Genomic DNA, 16,101 nt, shown 5'->3' with positions numbered 1-16,101 from the left:
CGGTGGGGTTTGGGGGGGGGGGGGGTGGGGGTGGGGGGGGGGGTGGGGGGGGGCGGGGGCGGCGGGGGGGGGGGGGGGGGGGGGCGCCCCCCGCGGGGGGGGGGGGGGGCCCCCCCCCCCCCCCCACCGCGCGGCGACTCCGGACCCACCCACACCCGAGACGAGGCACGCGTGACCGGAGACATTCCGTTCGGAGAGGCCGAGGCCTCCCTGACCGCCGAGGTGCTGCGCGAGGTCCTGGCCGGCGGCGCGGACGCGTTCGCCCGGCTGACCTCCGACGAGGGCGCCGTCGACGACTTCGGCTTCGACCCGGAGCTGACGGACGACTACCTGCTCCCCGCCCTGCGGCTGCTGTACGAGAAGTACTTCCGGGTCGACGTGGAGGGCCTGGAGCACGTACCCGCCGACGGGGGCGCGCTCCTGGTCGCCAACCACTCCGGCACCCTGCCGCTGGACGCCCTGATGCTGCAGGTGGCCCTGCGCGACCACCACGCCGCCCACCGCAGACTGCGGCTGCTCGCCGCCGACCTGGCCTTCGACCTCCCCGTCGTCCGCGACCTCGCGCGCAAGGCCGGCCACGTCCGGGCCTGCCCCGAGAACGCCCTGCGGCTGCTCGGTTCCGGCGAACTGGTCGGTGTGATGCCGGAGGGGTACAAGGGGCTCGGCAAGCCCTTCGAGGAGCGTTACCGGCTGCAGAGGTTCGGCCGGGGCGGTTTCGCGGCGGTGGCGCTGCGCTCGCGGCGCCCCATGGTGCCGTGCTCGATCGTCGGGGCCGAGGAGATCTACCCCATGATCGGCTCGGCCCCGACGCTGGCACGGATGCTGAAGCTGCCGTACTTCCCGATCACGCCGACGTTCCCGCTGCTGGGCGTGCTGGGACTGGTCCCGATGCCCACCAAGTGGACCATCCGGTTCGGCGCCCCCATCCACACGGACGGCTTCCCCGGGGACGCCGCGGAGGACCCGCTGGTGACCGAGAAGCTCGCGGGTGAGGTGAAGGACACCATCCAGCACACCCTCAACGAGATGCTGGAGGGCCGCGACTCCCCGTTCTCCTGAGCCGCCCGCCCTTCGGCCTCAGCCGCCCGCCCCTCGGCCTTCCGAGGCGCCGGCCTCAGCCTCCCGCCGACGACCCGCGCCGGCCGATGCTGCGGACGCTGGCGAAGGCCAGGATTCCGAGGCCGACGAGCGTGACGACGCCGCCGATCAGCTCCGCGGACAGATGCATGGGATCTCCCTCAGAGGGCGACGGACGGTGATGGTCATATAGGCATGCGAACTCCGCCGCCCGCCCGATCCGCAGCCGAGCCGCCCCGCGAATTCACCCGTAGGGCAGATGGGGGAGCGGATCGGGGGTGGCGGTTGAGCGTTAGCCCGTTCGAACGCATACGATCCTCTGTTGTGTCCAAACTGACCGACGTGCCCAAGCGGATCCTGATCGGGCGCGCACTGCGCAGCGACCGGCTGGGTGAAACTCTCCTGCCGAAGCGCATCGCCCTCCCCGTCTTCGCATCCGACCCGCTGTCCTCCGTGGCGTACGCGCCCGGCGAGGTGCTGCTGGTCCTGTCCATCGCGGGTGTGTCGGCGTACCACTTCAGCCCCTGGATCGCGGCCGCGGTCGTCGTGCTGATGTTCACCGTGGTCGCCTCGTACCGGCAGAACGTGCACGCCTACCCGAGCGGCGGCGGCGACTACGAGGTGGCGAACACCAACCTCGGACCCAAGGCCGGCCTGACCGTGGCCAGCGCCCTGCTGGTCGACTACATCCTGACGGTCGCGGTCTCCATCTCCTCCGGCATCGAGAACCTCGGCTCCGCGATCCCCTTCGTCGTCGAGCACAAGGTCTTCTGCGCGGTCGCCGTGATCCTGCTGCTCACCCTGATGAACCTGCGCGGCGTCAGGGAGTCGGGCACCCTGTTCGCGATCCCCACGTACGTCTTCGTCGCCGGCGTCTTCATCATGATCGTCTGGGGTGCCTTCCGCGGTCTGGTCCTGGACGACACCATGCGGGCCCCGACGGCGGACTACGAGATCAAGCCGGAACACGGGGGCCTCGCCGGATTCGCCCTGATCTTCCTCCTCCTGCGCGCCTTCTCCTCCGGCTGCGCCGCGCTCACCGGCGTCGAGGCGATCTCCAACGGCGTTCCGGCCTTCCGCAAGCCCAAGTCGAAGAACGCGGGGAACACCCTCGCGATGATGGGCCTGCTCGCCGTCACCATGTTCTGCGGCATCATCGCGCTGGCCTCCGCGACCAACGTCCGCATGTCGGAGAACCCGGCCACCGACCTCTTCCACAACGGCGTCGCGGTCGGCGCGGACTACGTCCAGCATCCGGTGATCTCGCAGGTCGCCGAGGCCGTGTTCGGGGAGGGCAGCTTCCTGTTCGTCGTGCTGGCCGCCGCCACCGCGCTGGTCCTCTTCCTCGCCGCCAACACCGCCTACAACGGCTTCCCGCTGCTCGGCTCGATCCTCGCCCAGGACCGCTACCTGCCGCGCCAGCTGCACACCCGCGGCGACCGCCTGGCCTTCTCCAACGGCATCGTGCTCCTGGCCGGCGCTGCCATGCTCCTCGTCGTCGTCTACGGCGCCGACTCGACCCGGCTGATCCAGCTCTACATCGTCGGCGTCTTCGTGTCCTTCACGCTCAGCCAGATCGGCATGGTCCGCCACTGGAACCGCCTCCTGGCCACCGAGCGGGACCAGGCCGCGCGCCGCCGCATGGTCCGCTCCCGCGCGATCAACGCCTTCGGCGCCTTCTTCACCGGACTGGTGCTGGTCGTCGTGCTGGCCACGAAATTCACCCACGGCGCCTGGGTCGCCCTGCTCGGCATGTGCATCTTCTTCGCCACGATGACGGCGATCCGCAAGCACTACGACCGCGTCGCCGAGGAGATCGCGGCCCCCGAGGACCCCGAGGAGGCGCAGAGCGACGACATGGTGCGCCCCTCCCGCGTCCACTCGGTGGTCCTGATCTCCAAGATCCACCGCCCCACGCTCCGCGCCCTCGCCTACGCCAAGCTCATGCGCTCCGACAGCCTGGAGGCACTCAGCGTCAACGTCGACCCGGCGGAGACCAAGGCCCTGCGCGAGGAATGGGAGCGCCGCGGCATCGCCGTACCGCTGAAGGTGCTGGACTCGCCGTACCGCGAGATCACCCGGCCGGTCATCGAGTACGTCAAGGGCCTGCGCAAGGAGTCCCCGCGCGACGCCGTCTCCGTGATCATCCCCGAGTACGTGGTCGGCCACTGGTACGAGCACCTGCTGCACAACCAGAGCGCGCTGCGCCTCAAGGGCCGCCTGCTGTTCACGCCGGGCGTCATGGTCACGTCGGTGCCGTACCAGCTGGAGTCCTCCGAGGCCGCCAGGCGACGGGCCCGCAGGCGGCAGGACTGGAGCGCACCCGGCGCGGTCCGGCGCGGCCCGGCCCAACACGACCGGACGAAGGACTCCTCCTCGTCCACGTAGACTGGACGGCTGTTGTCCCTTGTCGTCACCCCGTTCTCTGGAGTCACCCCGCCATGCAGGCAGAACCGAAGAAGTCGCAGGCGGAGCCCCAGGCGGTCTCCCTGGTGGGTGAGGAGTACGAGGTCGAGATCGGCCCCGTCGCCCACGGCGGCCACTGCATCGCCCGCACGTCCGAGGGGCAGGTGCTGTTCGTCCGGCACGCGCTGCCCGGTGAACGGGTCGTGGCCCGGGTCACGGAGGGCGAGGAGGGGGCCCGCTTCCTGCGCGCGGACGCGGTCGAGATCCTGGACGCCTCCAAGGACCGCATCGAGGCTCCCTGCCCCTACGCGGGCCCCGGCCGCTGCGGCGGCTGCGACTGGCAGCACGCCAAGCCGGGAGCGCAGCGCCGCCTGAAGGGCGAGGTCGTCGCCGAACAGCTCGGGCGCCTGGCGGGTCTCACCCCCGAGGAGGCAGGCTGGGACGGGACGGTCATGCCGGCCGAGGGCGACAAGGTGCCCGCCGGGCAGGTCCCGTCGTGGCGCACGCGCGTGCAGTACGCCGTGGACGCCGAGGGCCGCGCGGGCCTGCGCAAGCACCGCTCGCACGAGGTCCAGCCGATCGACCACTGCATGATCGCGGCGGAGGGCGTCAGCGAGCTGGGCGTCGAGCAGCGGGACTGGACGGGCATGGACTCCGTCGAGGCGATCGCGGCCACCGGCTCCCAGGACCGCCAGGTCATCCTCACTCCCCGGCCGGGCGCCCGCCTGCCCATCGTCGAACTGGACCGCCCGGTGTCCGTCATGCGGGTCGGCGAGAAGGACGGCGGCGTCCACCGCGTCCACGGCCGCCCGTTCGTCCGCGAACGCGCGGACGGCCGCACGTACCGGGTCGGCTCCGGCGGCTTCTGGCAGGTCCACCCGAAGGCCGCCGACACCCTGGTGACAGCGGTCATGCAGGGCCTGCTGCCCCGCAAGGGCGACATGGCGCTCGACCTGTACTGCGGTGTGGGCCTGTTCGCCGGTGCCCTCGCCGACCGGGTCGGCGACCAGGGCGCGGTCCTCGGCATCGAGTCCGGCAAGCGCTCCGTCGAGGACGCCCGCCACAACCTCGCCGGCTTCGACCGGGTGAGGATCGAGCAGGGCAAGGTGGACGCGGTCCTGCCGCGCACGGGGATCGACGAGGTGGACCTCATCGTCCTGGACCCGCCCCGCGCGGGCGCGGGCCGCAAGACGGTGCAGCACCTGTCCTCCCTGGGCGCCCGGAGGATCGCGTACGTGGCGTGCGACCCGGCCGCGCTGGCCCGGGACCTGGGGTACTTCCGGGACGGGGGGTACCGGGTGCGGATGCTGCGGGTGTTCGATCTGTTTCCGATGACCTCGCACGTGGAGTGCGTCGCGATCCTTGAACCTGCGGGTAAGGGTTCCTGACCTGTGCCTTTACCGTTGGGGCAGGTTACTCGACCTGTTTTCGCTCCGTGTAGCGGTTCGAGCGGTCGGATTGATCTCTATAACTCGCTGACCTGCGGGTTCGTGAGCGAGGGGCCTGCATAGGCGACGCCTTCCGAGCTGAGTTTGGAGATCCTTGGCGCTCGGATGACGCTCGACGCGGAAGTCTCTGCTGCACCTCCGCTGGCGCTGCGAGCCATATCTTCGATCTCGCGTTGCTAGGGAACGGGGCTCGACCGCGCTACTGTGATACCGGTCAGGTATCATGCATGCATGGCGATGACACTCCGACTCCCCGACGACCTCGACGCGAAGCTGTCCGAGCGGGCTCGCCGGGAGGGCCGCAGCAAGCAGGAGCTTGCCATCGAGGCCATCCGTGATGCCCAGGACCGGGCCGAGCTGAAGGTCGATGACGTTCTGGCCGAGCTGATGGACAGTGATGCGGAGATTCTGGACTACCTGAAGTGACGGACGTGCGCCACCTCCAGATCGACGAGATTCTGGCTATCGCCCGCGCGGTCAACGGTACCGAGCACAGCGTGCGTGACATGGGGCTACTGGTGTCGGCGATCGAGCGACCCCGGACGAACGTGTTCGGAGCCGAGCTGTATCCCACGCTGCACGGGAAGGCTGCGGCACTGCTGCACTCCGTCGCCCGCAATCACGCGCTGATCGACGGCAACAAGCGCACCGCCTGGCTTGCCATGCGTGTCTTCCTGCGGTTCAACGGCGTCAGCGCCAGAACCGTTCCGCCACCCGTCTCCGTTGCCGGCCCGTTCGTCGAGGAAGTCGCGCAGGACAACGTCGATGTACCGGTCATTGCCAAGCGTCTGTCGGCCTGGTTCTCCGTTTCCTGACGTTCGACGTCGTGAGGGCAGGACACGCGCGTGCCCTGCCCTCACGCGCGATGCGGCCCTGCTCAGGTCAAGCCGGAATGGGGCGCTGTGTACCGAAAGGCGTGGCTCCCTTTCGACGCGGCGCACCGGACAGCAGCTGCAAGCCTTCCGCTCGAGTTCTTGGCTCGGGTCACCGGGTGACGTTGGGTGCCTTGCCCCGGCGTCACGTACCCGGCGCCGATGCGATCGACGTCGTCCTGCGCCAACGTGGCGACGGGGGACACCTGAGTTGACGCACACCTCTTGCCAGTTCCCGCCTGTCGCTCGACGCGATGGCGGCGATGGCGGCGACCTCGCCGGATGGATTCCGGGATGCCGTGACCATCGGGCGCGCATAGCTATGCGGCGCGGCTGCCCCGGGGCAGCCGGCTCGCGTTGCCCACGACACCCGTACCGGCCGCGCCGGGGCAGGAACGGGTTGACGGAGCGCAGGAGTGCGCGGTGTCCTCCCTGCACTGGCGCTACTGGCGCTACTGGCGATCGACGTGATCCACGTGGAAGGTCAGCCCGGCGACGCTGCCCGACTGGACGACGGGACCGTGCTGAACTCCTCCGCTGATGCGGTTGTCGACCGTGCGCCAGGTGCCTGTCGCGGACGCCGAGAGTCGCAGTAACGAGGTCAGCAGAGCGCGCAGGGCCTCGTCGCTGCCGCCGCCGGCTTCCGCGAGTCGGCGCAGATGGTCACCGTATCGTCGGCTGATCTCGCGGGCGGCCCGTTCACGTTCTGTGGCGTCGGCGGCGAGGAGCCGGATCCTCGTGTCCTGCAGGTCGTCGAATGTGTCGGGGGCCGCGCTTGTGCGGCTCAGGTACCGACCGACGAGTTCCCGGGCGTGTGTCCAGGAGTCGGTGACCATGAGGGAGACCAGTGTGGTGGCGCCCGACGCCGCGAGTACGGCCAGTTCGCTGTCCATGTGTCTTCTCCTAGGCGAGGGGGGAGCCGGAGGCGGGCGCCTCGTCGTCGTCCGGGGAGAGGGACGCCGGCGGATCGAAGCGGTGCTGGATCTCCTCGGCGGTCTCGTGGCGGTTCTGCTCCTTGATGAGGCCGGCGATCTGTGCGGCGAGCATCGGGCGGCGTACATCTCCATCGGTGAAACCGATGCTGTCGAGGAAGTCGGCGAGATGCATCGTGGCCGTCTCTCGTCCCTGCGGCGCTGAGGGGGTTCTGTCCCTGGAAAGTCCGGCGTCGTCGGCTCGCCGGCCTGCTGAGAGATCAGATTCCGAAGCCGTTCGGGAATTAGTACGGGCAACGGCTACCGCGCGCCGTTGTCGAACCGGCTCGCGGCGGACGGCCATCCGCTGGGCTCCGTGGGCACGGTGCGGAACGGTTCGATGCCCGATCCGGACAATGAAAGCCACTCCGGGTACCGCGTCGACCAGATCGCCGCGCTCGCCGACGCCTCGCTGACCCGCTATCGGCACAACGTCGTGACGCTGCACATCGGTACCAACGACCTCCCAGGGGCCTCCGAGGTCGACAGCGCCGTCGCCCGGCTGAGGTCGCCGGTCAACCAGATCACCGCCGACGTCTCCGACGCCACCGTCCTCGTCGCCTCCCTGGTCGTGTCCACCAGCAGCTCGGAGGAGCGGTTCCAGGGCACGTACAACCAGGCCACCCGGCACATCGTCAGCGACGCGCAGGCCGCGGGCAAAAGCGTCGCGTTCGTCGACATGAGCAGTCTGGCCACGGCAGACCTGGCCGACCCCCTGCATCCCAACGACTCGGGCCACCAGAAGATGGCCGACGCTACGACGAGCTGAGCGCCTTCACGCTCCGGCTGGCCGAGCCCGGATTCGCCCCGGACGACCTGCCGTTGCGAGCCGCCGTCATCACCGTGGACGGACCAGGACGCCGGACGGCGCGGGCTGTCCCGTGCCCGGCTCCAGGCCGGATCCGGACCTGGCCGCCAGCTCGACCGTCCCGCAACCTCGCCCGGGAAGCGGTCAAGGCACTGGCCGAGCGCGGGTCCTGGAGGCCCGGCGGGGCGACGGCACCCATGTGACCAGCCTGCGCCGAGCCTGCTCCTGGTGGGACTCGGGGGTGCGGTGGAGCTGCTCCAAGGTGACTCGGTCGCCCTTCAGGACCTCATGGAAGTACGGCGGTTCCTCGAACCGATGGCTGCGGCCCTGCGGCCGCCCGGGTTCCGACGCCCAGCTGGCCGAAGTGAAACGGCACCTGGAGGCCATGCGTGGGGCCCGCGCCGACGTGGAGCGGCTCAACGCCGATGACGCCGCCGCCTTCCACCGCGCCGTTGTCTCGGCCAGGGGACAACGAGCCCTTCCTCACTCTTGTGGAAGCGATCTCCGGCCGCACCGTGGCCGAGCACGAAACGATCCTCAACGCGCTGTCCACCCGGGATGCCGCCCTCAGCCGGGCCGCCGCACTGCTGCACGTGAGCAACACCGAGCGGTGGCTGAGGGAGCACCTGCGCTCGGTCGAGCCCCTCCCCGTCCGTACGACAGAGCGGAAGTGACGGGCGTGCGCTGCCTGCTCACTGGGTGTAGAAGGTGGCGTCGGCCCGGTCGGTCGTCGTACTGAGAGCCTGGACGTACAGCAGGTAGTTGTAGTGGCGGATGTAGCGGCCCGGGAGGTTGTACGACTCGTACGAGACCCCGGCGGGGTCCGCGAGGCCGGCCCGGGCGGTGAAGGAGGCGTCACCGGCGAACAGCGCCGTCCCGTCGTTCTTCTCCACCCTCACCTCGTTGTTCTTGTGGCGCAGGAAGTAGCCGGGGAAGTTCGCCGACTCCAGGGAGACGGTGCCGCTGCCGGCGAGACCGGTGACCACACGGAACTGCGAGTCCGCCAGAGGCGAGACGTTCGCCTCGATCTTGGCGCGGTACTCCCAGTGCCGGATGAACCGGTCGGGGAAGTTGTACGAGGAGAGCCGGACCGGGGTGAGGCCGTCGGCGACCGGGATGCCGAAGTCAGGTGTGCCGTCGGCCTTCCAGTAGATCTTCTGGACGCGGGTGCGGCGGTTGGGGTCGTTGAGCGGGGAACCGCTGATGTCCTTGTAACTGCGGTCGTGGTAGACGAGGATGTCCGACTTGCCGTCCTCGGAGACCGTGAACTGGTTGTGCCCGGGACCGTACTGGCTGGTGGCGGCGAAGCTGGCGAAGACCGGGCCGGCGCTCTTGGCCCACGACGAGGCGCTGAGCAAGTCGGCCGAGGCGGACGCGGTCAGCATGCCCATGCAGTAGTTGGCGTCGGTGGCACTGGCCGAGAAGGTCATGAAGACCTTGCCGCCCCGCTGGATCACGGCCGGGCCCTCGTTGACCGTCTCCCCTCCGGCGGTCTCCCACGAGGCGGTCGGCCGGCTGATCATGACCGGTGTGCCAGTGACGGTCCACGGGCTGGACATCCGCGCCAGGTAGATGTTGGTGCCGCGGCCGACGGCAGGGTCGTTCTGCGCCCAGGCGAGGTAGCGGGTGCCGTTGGCGACGAAGGTCGTCGCGTCCAGGGAGAAAGTGTCCAGCGGCAGGGCGATACGCCCCTTCTCCGTCCAGGTGCCGGTGATCAAGTTCGCGTCCGTGCACTCCAGGACGTAGGGCCGGATCCGCCAGATGTCGTTGGCGGCGCCGGCGGCGAAGTAGATGTACCACTTGCCGTCGATGAAGTGGATCTCCGGTGCCCAGATGTGGGCGCCCATCTCACCGGTGGTGTGCTTGGTCCAGATGGTCGTCTCGGCGGCCGACGTGAGCCCCTGGACCGTGGTCGCGCGGCGGAGCACGATGCGGTCGTACGCCGGGACGGTGGCGGTGAAGTAGTAGAAGCCGTCGGTGTGCTTGAAGATGTGCGGGTCGGCCCGCTGCTCGGCGATGGTGTTCGTGTACGTCACACCGGGGGAGGTGGGCACGGCGGCGTGGGCGGGACCGGTCGAGACGCCGGTGACGGTGGCGGCGGCCGAGCCGGCGATCAAGCCGAGGACCGTTCGACGGGTGGGCGCAGGTCTCACGGAGTACTCCCTCTGTGCTGGTGCTGGTGCGGCGGACGCTTCACATCGTGTCGACATATCGAACATCGTTCGTAAGCTCGGCCAGAAGGTAAGTTCTGCAGTTCTCTCCGTCAACACTTGTCACACAAGTATCCGGAGCGTCCTCCCGCAGTCGAGAAGTGAGGCTCGCGCTGCTCCGTATCGGATGCCCCGTGTCTCTACCTCACCGCGGGCAGTGCCCAGGGCGACTACTGGAGCAACGCCCGTTCGACGGCGCCGACCACCAGGTGGTTACCGTCTTCTGGCGCCGCTGAACGAGACAGCCACTCGGCAGTACATCACTGGAATTGGGGGATGCCGGCGCTCTCGCGGAGGTGCCGGCCTCCCCGTCGGTGCGGGTCAGTTCGTCACGCGGAAGGTTGCGTCGCTGCGTCCTGTCGCGGTGGTGATCGGGTCGAGGCGGAGTTGGTAGGCGTAGTGGCGGATATAGCGGTCGGGGTGGTTGTACGACTGGAAGGACGACCAGCTCGCGTCGGCGAGTCCCGCGACCTGCCGGAAGGTGGCGTCCGCGGCGAACTGGGCGGTGCCGTCGTTGCGGACCAGTTGGAAGTCGTATCCGGAGTGCCGCAGGAAGTACCCGCGGTAGTTCACCGATTCGAAGGAGACGGTGCCGGAGCCCGCCAGGCCGGGGCGCGGCCGGAACTTGGCGTCGTCGCCAGTGACGTTCTGGTCGATGCGTACGTCGAAGTCGGCGTGCCGCACGTACCGGTCCTGGAAGTTGTACGACTGGAGCCGCTGGGCGGGGATGTCGCTCCAGCGTGCGAGCACGCGGGACTCCTCGGCGGCTGTGAGGTTCAGGATCGAGCCGTGGCGCTTCTTCGTGACGCCCATGGAGTAGGTTCCCGACGCCGGAATCCGGTAGGTGCCGGGGGCGGAGGGGTTGGTCGTCGTGACCGGCATGTACCCGCGTCCGGAGGAGTACTGGTCGAGGTAGAGCGCCCACTCGTTGCGGTCGCGGAACTTCATCCACATCGGGCCCTCGACCTGGGCACCGGTCAGGCCGATGCCGGAGAGGTCGCCGAGACCGGTCCAGGAACCGAGGATCGAGTTGCTGCCTTCGAGGGTGATCTGCCCGTCGCCGGAGGCCCGCACGTAGCGGTAGTCGCCGACGCCGGAGGGCATCTCGACGATCTGGGTGTCGATGATCTCCTGCATGCCGGGGCGGTCGATGTAGAGCTGAGGGGTGGTGATGGAACGGAAGTCTCCGGTGTGGGCGTAGTAGATGCGGTGCTTCTTCACACCGTCGACCGGCTTGTTCGTCGCCCAGTACAGGACGTAGTCGTTGGAGGCCGGGTCCCAGATCGCTTCCGGCGCCCAGGCGTTGCGTCCGTCGGGGATCGCGCCGGCGACGTTGAGCAGCCACGGCTCCGACCAGTTGACCAGATCCGTCGACTCCCACACCACGAGGTTGCGGCTGCCGTTGTACACGGCGGCCTCCCAGTTCTGCCCGCAGCTGATGCACAGGTCGGTCGCGATGATCCAGTACCTGTCACCGTTCGGGGATCTCACCAGTGCGGGGTCGCGCACCCCCTTCGTGCCGACCGTGGAGCGAAGGGCAATTCCGCCGCCGTTGAGCTCAGTCCAGTCCAGGCCGTCCGTGCTGTACGAGAAGTAGATCTGCTGACCGTTCGACCCCTCCCCGATGAAGTGCGTCATCAGGTAGCCCGGGTCGGCGGCGGCCGCCCGGTCCGCGACGGTCAGGGCTTGGCCTGTGAAGAGCAGGCACGCGGCGAGCAGTATCGCCGAGAGCCGGGCGTGAAGCGCGGACATGTATGTCTCCTGTCGTTCTGCAAAGGTCACCACCGGACGCGCGGAAGGGGCCGACTTGCACCAACACCGGCGACGGCTACCGCAAGGTCAAGGGTGTGGGCAGCGGCAAGCTGCTGGAGGTCGCGGTAGACCGTTTCCTCCGGCCGGACGTCTGCCGGTTACGGGAGCGTGGTCCACTTCTGGTTGTTCTGGCCGTTGCAGGTCCAAAGGATGGCCGGGGTCCCGTTGGCGGTCCCGGCCCCGTTGACGTCGAGGCACAGTCCGGCATGGACGTTGCGGATCGAACCGTCGGAACCGGCGGTCCACTTCTGGTTGTTGTGGCCGTTGCAGGGCCAGATGACGACCGGCGTGCCGTTGGAGGTCCCCCGGTTGGAGGCGTCCAGGCACTTGTCGCCGTAGACGCGGATCTCGCCACCGGCCCAGGTGGTCCACATCTGGTTGGCGGCCGTGTGGCAGTCCCAGATCAGCGTCTTGGTCCCGGCCGCCGTGGCGGCACCGTCCACGTCCAGGCAGCGGCCGGACCCGGTACCGCGCAGGCGCGCGGTGGTGGAGGCCAGAAGGCTGCCACCGGTCACCCTGAACACGGCGACACCGCGCGCGGGGACGCTGACCGAAATCTGCCCGGAGGTGGTCGACGTGCCGCCGGTCCACAGGTCGGTGAGAGTGAACGAGCCACCGGACAGGCCGACTTGTGCGGCCGTGGTGGTGACGGTCGCGGTGCTGCCGCCTCGGTTGAACAGGCCGACCGCGACGGAGCCGTCGGACAGGGACTTGGCGAACACCTCGGTGTCGCCGTCGTCGCGGACTCGGCGTCCGCCCGCCCCCAGCGAGTCCTGGTTGACCGCGAGCAGGCGCGGGTTGCGCAGGACGGCGCTCACGTCGGCGGACATGGTGCGGATGTCGTTGCCGGCCATGAGCGGGGCACTCATGAGTGCCCACAGGGCGAAATGGGAGCGGGACTCGGTCAGGGACAGGCCGGGGCGGCCGACGACCAGCATGTCGGGGTCGTTCCAGTGTCCCGGACCCGACTGCGCGGCGAGCGGGGCGGTGACGTCGAGGACGTTGCCGACGCCCATCGGGTAGCTGTTGGTGTTGTTGTTCTGCCAGATGTCGAGCAGGTCCTCCGTCGTCCGCCACAGGTCGGCGACCTCGCTCCAGTTGTACTTGTCGCCGGTGGGGGAGTGGAAGCTGTTGGGGTTGATGCTGTAGACGATCGGGCGGCCGGTGGCGCGCAGGGCGTCACGCATGATGGTGAACCGTGCGATCTGCTCGCTGAGGGTGCCGCTGCCGGAGCACCAGTCGTACTTGAGGTAGTCCACGCCCCAGGAGGCGAACGTGGTGGCGTCCTGGGCCTCGTGGCCCTTGCTGCCCGTGGAGCCGGGGTAGGTGCCCACGCCCTGGGCGCACGTTTTCTCGTTGGGGGCCTGGTAGATGCCGAACTTCAGGCCCTTGCCGTGAAGGTAGTCACCGAGCGCCTTCATGCCGCTGGGGAACTTGGCGGGGTTGGCCCGCAGGTTGCCGGCCGCGTCACGCTGCGGGTCGAACCAGCAGTCGTCGACCACCACGTACCGGTATCCGGCGTCCCGCATCCCCGAGGACACCATCGCGTCGGCGGCCTCGCGGACCTGCGCCTCGGTGATCCCGCACCCGAAGCTGTTCCAGCTGTTCCACCCCAGCGGAGGGGTGAGCGCGGGGCTGCCCGGTGCGGCCTCGGCGGTCGTGCCGACGGAGGCGGTGATGGTGGCGGTGAGCGTCAGTGCGGTGGCTGTGAGCAGACGCAGCAGTCGTCTGTGCATGGGAACCATGGGAGGTCCTTCCGGGGAGGCGAAGCGGAAGCTGCTTCGCCTCCCTCAAAGGGCGAGGTCACGAGTTTGTGTTCATGTGCGCACGGGGCAGCGCTGAAGCGTGAGCAGGCCCGGCCGGTACGGCAGCTTCAGGTAGTCGGTGCCGTTCGAGTTGGGGTCCCTGCCCTGGTAGAGGAACTGCAGGTTGCAGGAGTCGATGGTCATGGTCCGGTCGGGGTTGTCGCGGACCAGGTCACCGTGGCTGATGTCGTTGGTCCAGGTGGCACCGCTGTTGGCCTTGCCCGCGAAGGGGCTGCTCTCGCTGCCGGCCTGGAGGGTCCACGGACCGTTCAGGCCGGAGGCGGTGAGGGAGCGGAAGTAGCGGCCTCCCGGGCCCTTCGCCTCGACGATCATGAGGTACTGGTTCTGGCCCTCGGTATCGAACGAGGGTCGAGAGGCCGAGCGCGGTGGAGGATGAAGGCCGATCAGGAGGTGCTTCCTCGACGGCCTAATTCCTCACGAGGCGCCATCGGTTGTCGGCGGTGCCGTCGTCCGAATCCTGGACCGCGAACGCGCCGGCAGCGGTGGAGTTGTTCGCGATGGCGAGCAACTTGCCGCTGTTCTCGTTGCGGATCTTGTAGGTTCCGTCTCCCTGGTCGAGCAGCGTCCATCGGTGGTCGGCGGTGCCGTTGTCCGACCACTGCAGGACGGTCGCGCCGTCTGCCGTCGACATGTTCAAGACGCCGAGCACCTTGCCGCTGTGGGCGTTGCGGAAGCGGACCGCGTTTCCGTCGGCGATCATTTGCCAGTCGTGGTCGGCGGTGCCCGAGTCGTTCCACTGCAGAGCGCGGCCACCGTCGGCCGTGGACATGTTCTGGATGCCCAGCACCAGACCGCTGCCCACGTTGGCGAGCCGAACGGTGCCGCTGGTGTTCCAGTAGACGGTGTAGTCGTGGCCGTGCGCGTCGTGGAACGGGCCCAGGCTGACGGTGGAGCCGTTGGCGGTCGCGGTGAAGGCGAGCGAACTGCTGCTGGTCCGTGCGATCGAGGACGTGTTCAGTGACGGGAGGGAACTGAGCCCGGAGTCACCGTAGTTCCCGGACAGGACCACGGGGCCGTAGGTGATCGCGGCGACGTTCGGGGTGTCGTTGGCCGCTCGCATGATGACCCGCATGGGCAGACGGACGGTGATCCTGTCGCCGGAGGTCCAGGAGCGGGTCAGGGTGGCGTAGCTGCCGGGGGTGGCGGCGATGTTCTGCCGCGTGCCGTTGACGCTGATCGTGGCCCCGGCGGTCCAGCCCGGGATGCGGATGCGCATCGCCCACGTGCCGCTGACGTTGCCGGTGACCTGCAGGGTCGTGGTGTCGCTGACGGGGTACGTCGTGGTCTGGGTGACCGTGATTCCGCGCTCCGACCAGTTGAGCACCGAGGGCACGAACAGGTTCACGATCAGGGTGTCGTCACTGCGGAAGTAGATGGAGTCCATCAGCCTGGTGTGCATCTCCAGGCCTGTGCCCTGGCAGCACCAGAAGGTTCCGTAGTCGGTGCTCCAGGTGCCGCCGCCCCACGCCGGACCCACACCGCGGCGGCCGCCCGGATTGAGGGGGGTGAAGTAGGTGACGTGGCCGTGGTCGTCCGACGGGTTCTGCTGGCCGATCATCTGGTTGAGCCACGCCTGCTCGTAGTAGTCGTACAGCGCTACCCGGTTCGGGTCCAGCGCGAACAGCTCCCGGGTGAGGGTGAGCATGTTGAAGGTGTTGCAGCTTTCGCACGTGTCCTTGTTCAGGTAGCCGGCGATGGCGTTCGGGGCGCGGAAGTGCTCCGCCTGGCTGTTGCCGCCGATGGCGTAGGTGTGCGCGTTGACGGTGAAGTTCCAGGCGTTGGTGGCGATGTCCCGGTAGCGGGTGGTGCCGGTGGCCTTGTACTCGCGGGCGGCCCCGATCCACTTGGGCACCTGGGTGTTGGCGTGCAGTCCGCTGAGCCGGTCCTGGTCGGACGCCAGGGGGTCGAACACCGCGGCGTGGTCGAACCGCCGGGCGACGGTGAGCCACCGCGCGTCGCCTGTCTGCTGGTAGAGGTCGGTCAGCACGGCGTTCATGCCGCCGAACTCGGTCTGCAGCATGGCCTGCATCTGCTGGCCGCTCAGCCGGCCGGTGCGCCAGTCGACCCATCCGGCCAGGGCGAGCAGCACGTCACGGGCCTGTGTGCTGCCGATGTGGCGCCATACGTCCAGCAGGCCGGCGAGGGTCTTGTGGATGGTGTAGTACGGCACATTGCCGTTGCTCAGGGTCCGCTGCTCGAGTGCGGTGAAGTCGGACTCGGGGTAGCCGGAGAGGTACCCGGCGTTGAAACCGGCGGCGCCGTTGTTGGCCTGGCACTTGGCCAACTCCGCGACCATGCGGGTTGCCTTGTCCCGGCAGGTGGTGTCCCCCGTGACCGCGTACAGCTGTGCCCAGGCCGTGAGGAAGTGCCCTTGGACGTGGGTGCGGAAGGGGAAGTTCGGTGCGTCCCAGCCGCCGGTGGTGGCGGCGCCGTTGGTGGAGAGCCGGTGGTTGGCGCGGAAGTTGTACAGCAGCCGGTCGACATCGACGAACCGCAGATAGTTCTGTGTTCGGTTCTGGTTGTCCAGCCACCGGCTTGCGGTGAGCCGGACCCGGCCGAGTTCGAAGGGGTGCGCCAGGGGTCTTGTCCCCGATGAGTGGACACCTGTTCGTTTCGTTATGCGGCAAATGTCAGGGGAGCTGACTGCTGTTCGTAGGCGATCGGTGCCTGC

12 protein-coding genes and 2 pseudogenes are annotated in these 16,101 nt (G+C 68.9%); 7 read left to right on the top strand and 7 right to left on the bottom strand.

Features of this window, described 5'->3' with window-relative positions:
* Positions 1–171 precede the first annotated feature (171 nt).
* From ACGFYH_RS36290 to ACGFYH_RS36270, 5 genes are all read left to right on the top strand, one after another.
* Positions 172–1,059, top strand: coding sequence for a lysophospholipid acyltransferase family protein (locus ACGFYH_RS36290; RefSeq protein WP_393807434.1), 888 nt, complete (start codon positions 172–174; stop codon positions 1,057–1,059).
* Positions 1,060–1,401: 342 nt separating this feature from the next.
* A complete protein-coding gene (locus tag ACGFYH_RS36285) occupies positions 1,402–3,465 on the top strand; it encodes an APC family permease (protein WP_393807433.1) in 2,064 nt (687 codons plus the stop codon).
* 53 nt (positions 3,466–3,518) lie between these two features.
* Positions 3,519–4,871, top strand: coding sequence for a class I SAM-dependent RNA methyltransferase (locus ACGFYH_RS36280; RefSeq protein ID WP_393807432.1), 1,353 nt, complete (start codon positions 3,519–3,521; stop codon positions 4,869–4,871).
* 291 nt (positions 4,872–5,162) lie between these two features.
* On the top strand, positions 5,163–5,357 hold the full coding sequence (locus tag ACGFYH_RS36275) for a ribbon-helix-helix protein, CopG family (protein ID WP_125490113.1): 195 nt from the start codon (positions 5,163–5,165) through the stop codon (positions 5,355–5,357).
* Entirely contained in the window at positions 5,354–5,746 is a 393-nt protein-coding gene (locus tag ACGFYH_RS36270) for a type II toxin-antitoxin system death-on-curing family toxin (RefSeq protein ID WP_393807431.1), read from the top strand. The genes ACGFYH_RS36275 and ACGFYH_RS36270 overlap by 4 nt, the downstream gene beginning before the upstream one ends.
* Before the next feature lie 509 nt (positions 5,747–6,255).
* Here the strand turns inward: ACGFYH_RS36270 and ACGFYH_RS36265 are convergent.
* Positions 6,256–6,696 (bottom strand): hypothetical protein, encoded by a 441-nt coding sequence (locus ACGFYH_RS36265; protein WP_393807430.1) that lies wholly within the window; start codon positions 6,694–6,696, stop codon positions 6,256–6,258.
* Between the two features lie 10 nt (positions 6,697–6,706).
* Positions 6,707–6,910, bottom strand: coding sequence for a hypothetical protein (locus ACGFYH_RS36260; RefSeq protein ID WP_393807429.1), 204 nt, complete (start codon positions 6,908–6,910; stop codon positions 6,707–6,709).
* A 138-nt stretch (positions 6,911–7,048) separates the two neighbouring features.
* On the opposite strand from ACGFYH_RS36260, the gene ACGFYH_RS36255 reads away from it, so the two are divergent.
* Together ACGFYH_RS36255 and ACGFYH_RS36250 are read left to right on the top strand one after the other, a co-directional pair.
* A complete protein-coding gene (locus tag ACGFYH_RS36255) occupies positions 7,049–7,543 on the top strand; it encodes an SGNH/GDSL hydrolase family protein (protein WP_393807428.1) in 495 nt (164 codons plus the stop codon).
* A 112-nt stretch (positions 7,544–7,655) separates the two neighbouring features.
* Positions 7,656–8,256: pseudogene (locus tag ACGFYH_RS36250) on the top strand (FadR/GntR family transcriptional regulator).
* Positions 8,257–8,274: 18 nt separating this feature from the next.
* Here ACGFYH_RS36250 and ACGFYH_RS36245 read toward each other — a convergent pair.
* The 5 genes and pseudogenes from ACGFYH_RS36245 to ACGFYH_RS36225 form a co-directional block, all read right to left on the bottom strand.
* A complete protein-coding gene (locus ACGFYH_RS36245; RefSeq protein ID WP_393807436.1) occupies positions 8,275–9,699 on the bottom strand; it encodes a family 43 glycosylhydrolase in 1,425 nt (474 codons plus the stop codon).
* Between the two features lie 414 nt (positions 9,700–10,113).
* Positions 10,114–11,544: a glycoside hydrolase family 43 protein gene (locus ACGFYH_RS36240; RefSeq protein ID WP_393807427.1), complete on the bottom strand. Its 1,431-nt coding sequence runs from the start codon at positions 11,542–11,544 to the stop codon at positions 10,114–10,116.
* Between the two features lie 158 nt (positions 11,545–11,702).
* Positions 11,703–13,349 carry a glycoside hydrolase family 27 protein gene (locus tag ACGFYH_RS36235; protein ID WP_393807426.1) on the bottom strand — a complete coding sequence of 549 codons (1,647 nt, stop codon included), beginning with the start codon at positions 13,347–13,349 and terminating at the stop codon, positions 11,703–11,705.
* Between the two features lie 72 nt (positions 13,350–13,421).
* Positions 13,422–13,772 (bottom strand): annotated as a pseudogene (locus ACGFYH_RS36230) (non-reducing end alpha-L-arabinofuranosidase family hydrolase); the annotation flags it as partial.
* 64 nt (positions 13,773–13,836) lie between these two features.
* Complete coding sequence (locus tag ACGFYH_RS36225) at positions 13,837–16,050, bottom strand: beta-L-arabinofuranosidase domain-containing protein (RefSeq protein WP_393807435.1); 2,214 nt, start codon at positions 16,048–16,050, stop codon at positions 13,837–13,839.
* Positions 16,051–16,101: the final 51 nt, after the last annotated feature.

The organism is Streptomyces sp. NPDC048392, assembly GCF_043200575.1.
GTDB lineage: Bacteria > Actinomycetota > Actinomycetes > Streptomycetales > Streptomycetaceae > Streptomyces.
Note: the sequence above shows the minus strand (reverse complement) of the source record. Positions and strands in the feature narration are given on the sequence as shown.

Coding starts and splice junctions, on each gene's coding strand:
- ACGFYH_RS36280 (WP_393807432.1), top strand. CDS start 3,519: ATGCAGGCAGAACCGAAGAAGTCGCAGGCGGAGCCCCAGGCGGTCTCC.
- ACGFYH_RS36275 (WP_125490113.1), top strand. CDS start 5,163: ATGGCGATGACACTCCGACTCCCCGACGACCTCGACGCGAAGCTGTCC.
- ACGFYH_RS36265 (WP_393807430.1), bottom strand. CDS start 6,696: ATGGACAGCGAACTGGCCGTACTCGCGGCGTCGGGCGCCACCACACTG.
- ACGFYH_RS36260 (WP_393807429.1), bottom strand. CDS start 6,910: ATGCATCTCGCCGACTTCCTCGACAGCATCGGTTTCACCGATGGAGAT.
- ACGFYH_RS36240 (WP_393807427.1), bottom strand. CDS start 11,544: ATGTCCGCGCTTCACGCCCGGCTCTCGGCGATACTGCTCGCCGCGTGC.
- ACGFYH_RS36235 (WP_393807426.1), bottom strand. CDS start 13,349: ATGGTTCCCATGCACAGACGACTGCTGCGTCTGCTCACAGCCACCGCA.